The 13,013-nt window shown below is 46.5% G+C and carries 9 protein-coding genes; 7 read left to right on the top strand and 2 right to left on the bottom strand.

All coding sequences use genetic code 11. The annotated features are described in order from the left end of the window. Window positions 1-207: 207 nt before the first annotated feature. On the top strand, window positions 208-1,716 hold the full coding sequence (locus HWQ67_RS05090) for a spermidine synthase (RefSeq protein ID WP_218251568.1): 1,509 nt from the start codon (window positions 208-210) through the stop codon (window positions 1,714-1,716). A gap of 15 nt (window positions 1,717-1,731) precedes the next feature. Here HWQ67_RS05090 and mqnB read toward each other — a convergent pair whose 3' ends face one another. Then, window positions 1,732-2,415 (bottom strand): futalosine hydrolase, encoded by a 684-nt coding sequence (gene mqnB / locus HWQ67_RS05085; protein ID WP_218251567.1) that lies wholly within the window; start codon window positions 2,413-2,415, stop codon window positions 1,732-1,734. A gap of 31 nt (window positions 2,416-2,446) precedes the next feature. Beyond that, window positions 2,447-2,911 (bottom strand): DUF29 domain-containing protein, encoded by a 465-nt coding sequence (locus tag HWQ67_RS05080; RefSeq protein WP_218251566.1) that lies wholly within the window; start codon window positions 2,909-2,911, stop codon window positions 2,447-2,449. Between the two features lie 357 nt (window positions 2,912-3,268). Between HWQ67_RS05080 and HWQ67_RS05075 the strand changes: the two genes are divergently transcribed. From HWQ67_RS05075 to HWQ67_RS05050, 6 genes are all read left to right on the top strand, one after another. Next, window positions 3,269-5,101: a 6-bladed beta-propeller gene (locus HWQ67_RS05075; protein ID WP_218251565.1), complete on the top strand. Its 1,833-nt coding sequence runs from the start codon at window positions 3,269-3,271 to the stop codon at window positions 5,099-5,101. Between the two features lie 371 nt (window positions 5,102-5,472). Beyond that, window positions 5,473-5,892: an ATP-binding protein gene (locus HWQ67_RS05070; protein WP_218251564.1), complete on the top strand. Its 420-nt coding sequence runs from the start codon at window positions 5,473-5,475 to the stop codon at window positions 5,890-5,892. A gap of 20 nt (window positions 5,893-5,912) precedes the next feature. Further along, window positions 5,913-7,814: an SLC13 family permease gene (locus HWQ67_RS05065; protein WP_218251563.1), complete on the top strand. Its 1,902-nt coding sequence runs from the start codon at window positions 5,913-5,915 to the stop codon at window positions 7,812-7,814. Continuing rightward, window positions 7,811-8,857, top strand: coding sequence for an ABC transporter substrate-binding protein (locus HWQ67_RS05060; RefSeq protein WP_218251562.1), 1,047 nt, complete (start codon window positions 7,811-7,813; stop codon window positions 8,855-8,857). Before HWQ67_RS05065 ends, HWQ67_RS05060 begins: the two co-directional genes overlap by 4 nt. Window positions 8,858-9,014: 157 nt before the next feature. Beyond that, window positions 9,015-11,342, top strand: a complete 2,328-nt coding sequence (locus tag HWQ67_RS05055) for an ABC transporter substrate binding protein (protein WP_218251561.1) — start codon at window positions 9,015-9,017, stop codon at window positions 11,340-11,342. Window positions 11,343-11,676: 334 nt separating this feature from the next. Beyond that, on the top strand, window positions 11,677-13,013 hold a 1,337-nt coding region (locus HWQ67_RS05050; RefSeq protein ID WP_218251560.1), incomplete at its 3' end, for an ATP-binding protein.

Here is a 13,013-nt window from a genome sequence, read left to right as displayed (position 1 = left end):
CTCCTTGACCTCCCCTGCAAGGGGACCAGTCCCCCACTGAGCCGGGGGTCGCTGACCCCTTGACCCCGTTTATCTTACCCACCAAAAGTTTATGCACCCGGATTCAGGGCACGTGTTGACAACATATTCATACATATGTTAGCATGTAGCATAAATATTGGTTTCAGAGCACAAAGACCCAAATGTGTTATAAGGAGAGATATATACATGGAAGATGTCAGCAATAGCAATGTAAAGACACGAGGGATATCGCTGCTGAGGGCATACACTATATCATTTGTGGGCGGTTTTGGTATCCTGCTCCTTGAAATACTTGGGTTTCGGCTTTTTGCACCTTTTTATGGTAACTCCGTATACATTTCAGGCAGTATGATAACGATGGTGTTGACGGCGCTTTCTGTGGGCTATGTTGTTGGCGGTATCCTGGCCGACAAATATACGTCTTATAGGGCGCTGTTGATTATTTTATATATAAGTGCGGGATATCTGGTGGTTATAGGTTTCACGCATTATCCCATCATGGAATATTTCCTTAGGTTTGGCGCTATATGGGGTGCGATATGTTCTTCATTTACCTTATTCTTTATACCGATGATGCTAATGTCAATGATATCGCCGTATTTAATCAAAATCCTTGCCAATACACAGAATGTGGGAAAGATATCTGGCAGTATATTTGCCGTCTCCACAGTGGGCAGCATAGCCGGCAGCCTGCTTACGACCTTCTATTTTATTCCCAGATTTGGTTCCCATACAACGCTCATCGGGTGCATAGGCTTCTTGTTTGTGGCATTTGGGGCATGTACAACAAGAAAATATAAGTTTTTGATCCTGTTGGGATTAATCGTCATTCCTATGCACTTGAAGAAAACCGCCAAGAATCCGGATTTGATATTTGAAAAGGAGTCCCCCTATAACCTTGTTATGGTCTTTAACGTACCCGAGGGCAGGGCGATGGTCTTAAATTCGGGCGCCTTGCAGGGAATGGCTTTCAACAATGCGCTTGGCGGCTCAACATCTGTGTTTAGATACATTGGGTCTTTTTCCGTTATCCCTCTGCTAACAGATACAAGGGATATCCTGGTCCTGGGAACTGGTGCAGGGATGTCTGTCAATAATTTTCTGAACCATTACGACGCAATGGTTGACGCTGTCGAAATAGACCCGCTTGTCGTTGACGTTGCCAGGGATTATTTTAATATGGACACAACCAACCCAAGGCTTAAGATATATGTCGAGGATGCCAAGAACTTCGTAAGACGTATACATAAAAAATATGATATAGTTGAAATAGATGTATACCACGGAGGGTTTTACATACCATTTTATCTGGCAACAAAGGAGTTTTTTCAAGAAATAAAGGCCATTCTACAACCAAACGGTATCATGGTAATGAATGTCATTGGTGTGTTGGGTGACGGTAAACGTTCCTTGCTGGTGAACGCTATAGGCAATACCATTTCAAGCGTATATCCAAAGACATACGCAATACAGTCAGGGGGTAATACTGTGATAGTAGCCGCCTCTGAAAAATACGACGTGGAATATATAAAAAACCGTATTCTGCAAAACATGCCAGTTGAGCTTTCATCCGTTGCAAACAACTTTCTCACAAATTTAGTTGAAATGAAGTTTGACAAAAACAGGCCACTCCTCACCGATGACAAGTCTAATCTGGAAGAGCTTACTTTCAGATTCCTGTCTCAGACGTTGTAGCGGACCTTCCAGTCCCTATGCCGGAGGGAATTGTCGTGTGGCCTCTGAGGGCAGAGAATTTATCAGCCTTATGACGGCTTGCTGGGAGTTTTTGGCGGCCTCCTTGATATCCCACGTGCCGAGGTCTCTGTCCTGCACGATGTTGCTTACCCCTCTGAGTTCCAGCACGGGCGTGTGTGTCATGACACAGACGTGGGCAATGGCTGCCCCTTCCATGTTTTCACAGAGGGGGGCAAACATCTCCTTGTACTGCATTGCCCGTGCAAGCGTGCCTGTGCAGGTAGAGAGCGTCAAAAATGTCCCGCTGAGACATCCCAGTTGTCCGGTGGCATAGTCAACCAGTTGTTGGTCGAGGTCAAAGACGTTAAACCACTCCCTCTGGCCGTCCCTGAAGAGGGCAATCCCGATCTCCTCCAGCCCGACAAAGCCATCCGCCAGGACGACACCCTCATCGCCATAAATCTCCCTGCGGGCAACGGCCACATCCCCCCTGACAAGTCCCGTATCGGGGTACGCCCCACATATCCCCGTGGAGATCACAAGGTCAGGACGCTGACGCTCTATGGCCAGCGTGCAGACGTGTGCGGCGTTGACCTTGCCCATGCCGGTTTCGTACAAACAGACGCTATGACCTGAAAAACGGGTCTCGTTCAACAGCCATCCCTCAACGGCCACCGCATACAGCACCGCAATGTTCATCCGCTAATCAGCACTACCCATTTACTCCTTGTTATTCGGGCCAGAAATCATGGTTTATTAAATCTTCAAATGTATAGGTACAAGTCTCAGGTAATTGTTTGGCGCTAATTCCTGTTTCTTTTTCAAATCTTAGTTTAGCTTCTATAAATACTTTAGCTATAACAATTTCTGTGTTATATTTCAGGCTTGGGCTGTCCGCAAGTAAAAAAGCAATTTCTGTTCTTTGAGTACCTATTGTTGTACTCCAGCTTTCACTACGCCGCTTTGGTTGGTACTGCCATTTTAGCAGGTGCATTATCAATACCGCTAGTCGGTTAAAAAGTTCTCGTCTGTCTCTTCTGGCCATCCCCTCCAGCTCCTCTATTATGTTTTCCAGGTCTATCTCCGAGAATCTGCCCTGCCGCAGCAGGTCGGCATTATGAAACGCCCATTGATAAAAATCGACCTCATAGAGTTCCCGGGCTGCAAGTGTGTCGTTATGAGTCAAGGTATCCATATATATATTATGCTAACATTACCCACGAGACATTTGTCAAGGGCACCTTTCTTTGGGGTGCATAAAAAAGTGGTGGGTGCTTGGGGAAAAAAAGGGAGAAGGACTCTGTCCTTCTCCCTCAGACCCTCATCCTGCAAGGGGACCAGTCCCCTTGACCCCGTAAAGGACATCTTGTTTGCCCACCAAAAATTTATGCACCCATCAGTATAACAAATTTGTTATAATACAATCGAAAACTGCTATAATATATGCTGTCGATTGTTTCGACAATAACAGGCGAACCCCTTTGGTCGTTGAGGTTGCAATCTCTGATTAATTGCACGACAGAGCCGGAGGGAGTTTAAAGATGGAGGGATTATGCGTAAGAGAGAAAGCCTGCAGCGGTGTAGGGCGGCAATGTTGTTGTTGGGGGTTGTTGTGTTTGTGTGGTTTGCAGACGGTGCAGCGGCGCAAGAGAGACGTCTCCAGGAGTGGACTAAGTCTGACAAACCATCTTATATCTCTTCACCTCGCGGCATAGTGACGGATGCCGGCGGTAACATCTACATTGCCAGTGCCTTTGATAATCGCATCCTGAAGTTCAACGTCAAGGGCAAGTTCATCGCCAAATGGGGCAGAGAGGGCAACGGAGATGGGCACTTTGAAATACCCTCCGCCATAGCAGCAGATAGCAGAGGTAACATCTACATCGCCGATACAAACAACGAACGCATCCAGAAATTCACCGCCGATGGCAAGTTTATTACCAAGTGGGGCATTGGTGACAGAAATAACTATAGGGATGGTTTCCCTTGCGGTATAGCGGCAGATGGCAACGATAACGTCTACGTCTCTGACTGTGGAGGTCATGAAATCTTGAAGTTCACCGACACTGGTAAATTTATCGCTAAATGGGGTCGCAAGGGCGCCGGGGATGGCCAGTTCAACAAACCCCATGGCATAGCGACAGATGCCGGTGGCAACATTTACGTCGCCGATACGGACAATCATCGCATCCAGAAATTTAGCGCCGATGGCAAGTTCATCGCCATATGGGGCAGTAAAGGCACCGGGGATGGTCAGTTCAAATCACCCTCGGCCATAGCAACGGATGGCAACGGCAATGTCTACGTCGTTGATACAGGCAACTACCGTATCCAGAAGTTCACCGCCGATGGCAGGTTCATTGCCATGTGGGAAGCAGACGCAGGGGATGAGCATGGATTCTGGCCTTCCGGTATAACGATAGATGCCAGGGGTAATGTCTACGTGGCTACTATGGGTAAGCGCTGCATCCACAAATTCAATATCGACGGGAAATTGATTGCCAAACTTGGCGACATTGGCGACGGCTTTTTTAATCACCCCTCTGCCATAGCAGTGGATAGTGGTGGTAACGTCTACGTTGGGGATATCCTCATCCAGCGCTTCACCTCCAGGGGGAGGTTAGTAAGCAGATGGTCAGTCAACGGTAATCCCAATGCTGGCGATTATCCCTCTGCCGTAGCAACAGGCGGCAACGACAACATCTACGTTGCTTATGCCTACGGCAACTACATCCGGAAATTCACCCCTGATGGTAAGCTCATCGTCCAATGGGGCAGTGAGGGTAGCGGGGATGGGCAGTTCGATCGCCCCTCCGGCATAGCTACAGATGCAGGTGGTAACGTCTACGTAGCGGATACCTCTAACAGTCGCATTCAGAAGTTCACCGCCGATGGCAAGTTCATTGCCAAATGGGGCAGAGAAGGCAACGAGGATGGGCAGTTTAACTGGCCTGGCGCCATAACAACAGATGACAGTGGCAACGTCTATGTAGCCGATACCCTTAACAATCGCATCCAGAAGTTTACCGCCGATGGCAAGTTCATTGCCAAGTGGGGCAGTTTCGGTAGCGGGGAAGGTCAGTTCGATAGTCCTGTTGGCATAGCGGCAGATGCCGGTGGCAACGTCTACGTGGCGGATAAGTCCAACTACCGGATACAGAGATTCACAGCCAAGGGCAAGTTTGTTGTCCAATGGGGCAGTGAGGGCAGCGATGACGGCCAGTTTAAGGCGTCCTCTGCCATAGCGGCAGATGCCGGTGGCAACGTCTACGTGGCAGATACCAGGACCAAATGCATCCAGAAGTTCAGCGCCAAGGGCAAGTTCATAGCCAAGTGGGGCGATTACAACAGCGGCGAGGGCTACGGTGATGACGGCAGCGATTGATTGAAGGAATCTTCAGACCATTGAGGACATATACTGAAATGGCGCAGTTTTTTTTCAGGCATGATATTTGACTGACTAAATTATGTAGAATGGCAAATAATGGGGTCAAGGGGGCTGGCCCCCTTGCAGGGGGTTTTAAAGGGGGGCGGAGCCGCCCCTTTCTTTTTTCTATTCAAGCAATTTTGATACCCGAAAAAACTCGAATCCGATCAGTATACCAAATGAAGTTTATACGCAGATGACGGACATAGAGATAAAGGATTTGCGTAAGTACGCCGACTGTTGAGGTGGTAAAAAAACTTGACAACACCTTTCAAATATGCTACCCTATAATCCATGATTTTGTTAACTTGCCCAACAGGAGGTTCGCAGTGAAAACTAAAGAGTTTCCGGCAGTATTAGACTCTCTGAGTCCAATAAGAGAGTTTGTAACAGAAGAGGCCAAAGAAGTTGGCCTAGATAAAAAAAAGACGTATAACCTGGCCCTTGCAATTGACGAAATAGCCGCAAATATAATCAACTATGGCTATCTGGAAAACGGCATTGAGGGAGTTCTTGATTTTGAGGTGCAGCGCAGTAACAACCAGCTCATGGTATTTATGTATGACGACTCGGAGCCGTTTGACCCCTTTCAACGCGAAAAGATGGAGGAAGAAACCCTGCAAAAACCCCTTGAAGACAGACCTATCGGCGGACTCGGAATATTCCTGGCAGTAAATGGCGTCGATGATGTCAAATATGACAGGGTAGACAACCGAAACAGGTACACATTTGTCGTCAAAATCAACTAGGGCAAGGGTTGTTTAGAAAAATGGATGGCATAGAAAGCTCTGATACAGTCCAGATAAGCAAAGGGATAATCTCCCGTCTGTCCAATGATGACATACTTTCAGGCATTGACAAGCGTGATATGGCCTACCTCTTGCCGCATGTGGTAACACAGCGGTTTTCAAGCGGGCAGGGCATTTATCATGCCGGAGATATGGCCGATAATCTTTATATCCTGACAAGCGGTGAGGTGAATATTACCTATAATACCTTCGACGTTATAGCCGGCGAGGGAGACAAGGTCGGTATCGAAAGCTGTACGGCTCTGATGAAGTATTTGTCAACAGCAGTCGCACTCACTGATGTAACGGCATTAATAATCAACCGGGAGAAGTTGTCTGTTGTACTGGCTAAGAACATGGATGTCAGGGGGAAGTTTTTCTCTGCTCTGGTAGACGCTATACGCTGTAAGCAAGATACGCAAAGCAGCGGTCTGGTGGAATTAGGGTCGGCAGCAACACAGGTACAAAAGCCCAAAGATACCGGGAAATCTAATATGTTAAAGCCGGCAGGTTGGGCAAGTATATGCCTGTTGTCACCATTGACCATGTTCCTGGGTCACAAGTACGGGCTTGAAATAAATGCCTTTCTGTTTATAGGGATATTAACAGCCACAATTGGCATGTGGGTATTCAAGCTGGTGGATGAATTTGTGCCGGGTATCTTTGCCGCTCTGGCAACGCTGTGTCTGGGGATAGCGCCACCGGAGGTCATACTGTCGGGGTTTGTGTCGGAAGGGTTTTTCATGGCCATGAGTGTCCTTGGGCTGGGTGCGGTGATCATAACCTCCGGGTTGAGCTACAGGATCATCTTGCTGATGATGTTGGTGCTACCAAAGACGCAGTTTGGCCTCAATATCGGTATGATGTTTATGGGTAGCGTGCTTACGCCTATTATTCCCACAGCAAACGGGAGGATTGCCCTCTTAAGCCCTTTCTATAACGACATCATCGAAACGACTCACATGCAACGCAAAAACAAGGCCGCCACACAACTTGCCACCTCAACCTTTGCGGGAGCCACACTGTTTTCAGCCATATTTCTTACCAGTAAGTCCGTCAACTTTGTTGTCCTGGGTATGATGCCCCTGCAGGTGCAGGAGCAATTTCAATGGATGTCGTGGTTTTTTACGGCCTCGGTAACCGGTGCCATAATCCTCATCCTGTATTATATAGCCCTGCGCTTTATGTACAAAAACGATGAATTGGTAACCGTGTCAAAGGGCCAGGTAAGAAAACAGCTTGATCTGCTTGGCAGGTTGGCCTTTAAGGAGTGGGCCACATTAGTAGGACTGGCTATCTTCATTTTGGGTATCCTCACCTATTCACTGCATAAGATACAGCCTCCGTGGCTGGCCATGTCTATCCTGTATGCGTTGCTGATATTCGGTACGCTTTCAAAGAAGGAATTCAAGGAAAAGATAGACTGGCCGTTTCTGATCTACCTGGCCACCGTTGTTGGTATAATAAGCACCATGAAGAGCGTTGGTCTTGACTCCGTTATTGCCGGAAAGCTGACGGGGCTGTTTTACTACATGCGTTATGACTTTAATCTTTTTATCCTGATCCTCAGTGCGATTATATTTATTATGCGCCTGGCCATTCCGATAAATGCGGTGATTGTTCTTGTAGCGGCAGTCTTTATGCCCCTGGCCGACCTGGCAGGGGTCAACTCATGGGTGTTGGGGTTTATCATCCTGGTGCTCGGTGAGATGTGGGTATTCCCTTATCAATGCTCTTACTACATGCAGTTTCAGGAGATGAGCCTGAGCAAGGGGATGTATGACGAGAAGTCCTTCCTGAAATTTAACATGCTCGTCAACGTGATTAAAATTATCGCCATATACGCAACTATACCTTACTGGAAGATGACGGGATTGCTATGAAAAAATACATTGTAAACATCTTTCTTATGTTCTTTGTTGTTGAGGTTGGATTGATGCTATTGTATTTCAATCTCAGTAAACCACGCCTGTTGATCCTGCACAGTTATAACACGGATTATTCATGGGTCCGGGATGTCAATACGGGGATAAATCGGGTGATTAAAAACAAGTCTCACTACTTTGTCAGGTGGCACTATCTCGATACAAAGCGCCACCCCTGGCCTGAGTACAAGGCAAATGCCGGCCTCATTGCCAGGAAAATGATCGACAAATGGCAACCGAATGTCATCATCGCCTCCGATGACGATGCCCAGGCCTATGTCACCAAGCACTACATCAATGACCCAAAAATCAAGATCGTCTTTACCGGCGTCAACAATGATTTAAAAACCTACGGCTTTGATAAGGCCAACAACGTCACCGGCGTACTGGAGCGTCTCCCCCTGACTGCACTCACCGACGGCCTCCTGACCTTCACCCGCAGACATAGCAACAGGGATGTAAACCGCAATCCGCTAAAGGTCTTCTTCATCGGGGATAAGTCTGAAACCGTCGTGGGAGATGAGCGCTGGGTCAGAAACTTCAACTGGTCACCCATCGTCCTTGTGGGTACGCACCTGGTGGACTCCCTGTCTGATTGGCAGAATGCTGTCAGGGATGCCTCCGCTGTGGCAGACTATATAATCACTTCAAACTACAGAAAGGTATCACGCACCCCGGGCAGCAGTGAACTTGTTACACCCAAGGAGCTTATTACATCCACCGTTAAAGAGTCAACGATACCGGTAATCGGTACAAATGCCTTCTTTGCCGAAGACGGCGGCATGTTGGCCATAGCCACGTCCCCGTTTGAACAGGGCGAGGTAGCCGCCAAGATGGCCGTTGAGATACTTGACAACAAGAAACACCCCGGGGATATCCCCGTTGTCAACAGCTCAAAATGCGTGATCGCTATGAACGCAACCATCCTCAGGGAAAGAAAGTTTGACGTGCCACCCGTATACGAATCAAGCGCCATGGCAAACAACCTCTATATTAAATGAACGTTTGTCGCAAAAAAAAAAGAAATAAAGAGAATGGGGGACTTTGTCCCCCCTCAGACCCCCCTACAAGGGGACCAGTCCCCTTGACCCCATAAATTTTCGCTATCAGTTTATTGTCGGGGGTTGATTTTTAATTTAATAGAAAGATAGGTAACAGATGATGAAAAGAAGGTTATTGGTTGTATTTTTTATATTCTGGTGTATGGCGGGTGTCTGTTCGTATGTTGAGGGGGCAGATAAAGAACCGGAGAAGAAGTATGTCCTGGTCTTGAACTCCTACTCAAAGGGGTATGAGTGGACAGATAAGGAACAGAGCGGAATAGAGTCCGTATTGACACCAAAGGATGGGATTATCCTCATGGTTGAGTACATGGATACAAAGAGGGTTAATACGCCGGAGCATTTTCGCTTGTTTAAGGATTTATTGGTAAATAAACTCCAACATGCCAAGATAAAGATAGAACTCGTTATCTGCACGGACAATGACGCACTGAATTTTATGATAAAATACAGCAATGAGATACTGCCCAATACCCCTGTGGTCTTTTGCGGCGCCAACAACTTCGATGCCACACAAATGGGAGATTTTAAACTATACACGGGGGTAAATGAGAAAACGGATATAGCTGACAATGTGGAGATGATCTTAAAGGTCCACCCCAGTACCACCCAGGTACACATAATAAGCGATAAAACCACCACAGGTAAATTATACAGAACTGAATTCGACGCTATGGCGCCGCGCTTTAAAGACAGGGTAAAGTTTGTCTTTTATGATAACATCTCAATATCCGAACTAAAAGATACGTTGTCAAAGTTAAGTGGCGACAGTGTTGCGCTTTATTTATCGTTCTTTGAGGATAATACCGGCAAATTGTTTACGCCGTCGGAGTCTCTGCCCGAGATCACGGGGGCATCTGCCGTGCCAGTCTATGGGGTGGTGGATTATATGATGGGTTATGGGATAGTTGGTGGTCTGTTGATAAGTGGCTTTGAGCAGGGTGTAACCGCTGGGAAATTGACCCTCAACGTACTCAGAAGCAAAACCCCTGCCGTCATGCCTGACGTTGTAATAAAAAGCCCTCATGTCCTGGAATTTGACTACAGGGCGCTTCAGAGGTTTGATATTGATGTTGCAAGTCTGCCCAAAAACGCCAAAATCAAGTATGAGCCTGAGACTTTCTACTACAAATATAAACGTATAATCTGGAGTTTTGTTGCCGTTTTAATGATCCTCAACGTGTATATAACGGTTCTGATGATCAACATCAAAAGACGCATACGGGCAGAGAAGGGGCTGCAAAACATCCTTACGGCGTGTGCATCGTTTTTTGAGTTCAAGTCCACGGATGACTTTGTCGTAAGGATCAAGAAGTTGTTAGGCTCATTGGTAAACATAAAGGAAGAAGTCCTGTTCTTCAAGAACACCCACGACAGCGTTGGCGATGTGCTCAAAGACCTGGTCTTTGTTCAGGCAGATGGCAACATGAATATCAGACAAATGGCAGAGGTCAAAGACACCATAGACATAAAGGTCACCAATATACTCAAGGACGCACTTGCACAAAAAAAGAATACCTACATCAAGGACGCCTGCATACTCTACTTCGCCAACAAGAGTATCCCTGCCAATACGATATTCATTGAGGGCAGGAAGCGATTTGACAACCTCGATAAAAATATCCTGGAGATGTTTACTTCCAATCTGGGGCTGACCTTTGACAACTTTGAAAAGCAAAAGCTGGAGGAGTCCCTGCACTTTGCCGGCCAGATACAGATGAATATGCTGTCCAAGAACAGCGAGGAATTCTCACAGACCTACGGCATAGACCTCCATGCCTTTATCACCCCTGCCAAGGTCGTAGGTGGTGACTTCTATGACTACTTCAGCATAGACGGCGATCACCTCTGCCTTGTGATGGCCGACGTTGCCGACAAGGGTATGCCGGCAGCATTGTTTATGGCGGTTGCAAAGACGCTCATACGGGCAATCGCAGCAGGCAACCCCAACGTTACTGATATCCTGTACAAGGTCAACAACGAACTGGCTAAAGATAACGATGATGCCATGTTTGTAACCCTCTTTATGGTCATCTTAAACTATAAAACCGGCGAGATGTCCTTCTCCAACGCCGGTCATAACCCGCCCTACCTCATGGCAGACGGTAAAATACAGCCGATAGGTACAAAGGATGTGGGCATAGTCCTTGGCATCATGCCTGAGGCCATTTACAGCGTTGAGACCATCCAGCTATCCAATGGGGATGGCGTGTTTATGTACACCGACGGCATTGTCGAGGCTATGAATATAACCCACGAGTTGTTTGGTGAACACAGGCTTGAAAAGCGACTCGCCTCCTGCGTCAATATGTCGGCCAAGATGGTGGTTGACGTTGTTCTCAGCGATGTGACTAAGTTTACCGAGGGTGCTCCACAGTCCGATGACATCACCGTGATGTCGGTATTTTATAAGAAACAGGGTTAACTGAATTCTCACGGTAGACGGAAACATTGATGGTAACTATATTTTTACATTTTTTTTCATAAATTAGGCTAATATGTGCGGTTTGAAGAATGGATTCCCGCTCTATCTGGAATGACAAGAATTTATCAAACCTGATTTATGGCAGATTTCTATTTGATTAAATATAAAAATACATGGTATTTTTACGGAGTCAAGTAATTGATTCCCTTGCGGGGGAGATCAAGGAGGGGGCGGAGCCGACATCCTTGATCTTTGTATTGCAAGAGATCAAAACGTTCCATATCTGTTGGTATATATTCGTAAATGATACAATGAAAATGATAGAGATAAGAGTATGACTTTTACAGCTACGGACATAGACAATATGATTTCCGTCCCCAAAGAGCATGAGTATTTGGAATTCAAGGAAGCGAAAAAACAATTCGATAGGGACAAGTTATTATGCTACTGTGTGGCTCTTGCCAATGAGGGTGGGGGCCATCTGCTGTTGGGTATAACAGACAGTCCACCACGACGTGTCGTTGGCACAAGTGCGTTTAATGATACTGGTTCCATAAAAGCATACATCGCAGAACAACTTCGTATTCGTGTAGATATAGAAGAAGTAGCACATTCACATGGGAGGGTTTTAGTTTTTATAATCCCTTCCCGCCCGGCTGGAACGGCTCTATCATACAAAGGCGCTTATTTGATGCGAGCTGGAGAGAATTTGTTGCCTATGACTGAGGATATGCTTCGTCGTATTTTCGATGAAGGTCGTCCAGATTTTTTCTCTCGCTCGGCGATGAGTAATGTGAGCGCCGATGACATAGTGCGTCTACTTGATACCCAGAGTCTATTTGACCTTTTAAAGCTCCCTTACCCTGTTGAGCGCGACGGAGTAATTTCCCGGTGTGAAAGCGAAAAATTAATTGAACGAAAAGCATACAGTTGGGACATAACTAACCTTGGCGCTCTCTTATTGGCAAAGAATTTACGACAGTTTGAGGGCTTACAGCGCAAAGCTCCACGGGTGATTATCTATAAGGGTGTAAACAAGCTCGAAACTATCAAAGATATTATAGCTGACAAAGGCTATGCCGTTGGATTCGAAGGTCTAATCTCTTATATTAATGATCAGCTTCCTACTAACGAGGTGATTAAACGGGCGTTACGAACAGATATCCGAATGTATCCCGAACTTGCAATTCGTGAACTTGTGGCTAACGCATTAATCCATCAGGATGTAACTGATACCGGTTCATTTGTGGTGATTGAAATTTACACCGACCGTATTGATATTTCCAATCCAGGCAGACCCTTGATACCGCCTGATAGATTTATTGATGAGTATAAGTCACGAAATGAGCTAATGGCGGACTTAATGCGCCGTTTTGGTGTTTGTGAGGAAAAAAGCAGCGGAATTGATAAGGTTATCTCACTTGTCGAGCTGTACCAATTACCTGCGCCTGATTTTAGAGTGAAGGAGTTAAACACAACTGTAACACTATATGCGTATAAGGATTTTGAAACAATGGATAGAAAAGAGAGGATTCGCGCCTGTTATCAACATTGCTGTTTGCGTATCCTCTTTAAAAAGCAGGGTAAAAATTATTTCACGGTAAAAGGCATGGATTCCTGCTTTCGCAGGAATGACGGTTACAGCCGTTTTCCAAGTGTGTCATTCCTGGC

Origin of the sequence: Candidatus Magnetobacterium casense (assembly GCF_019173545.1) — a bacterium.
GTDB lineage: Bacteria > Nitrospirota > Thermodesulfovibrionia > Thermodesulfovibrionales > Magnetobacteriaceae > Magnetobacterium > Magnetobacterium cryptolimnobacter.
This window is presented reverse-complemented; position numbering and strand designations above follow the sequence as displayed.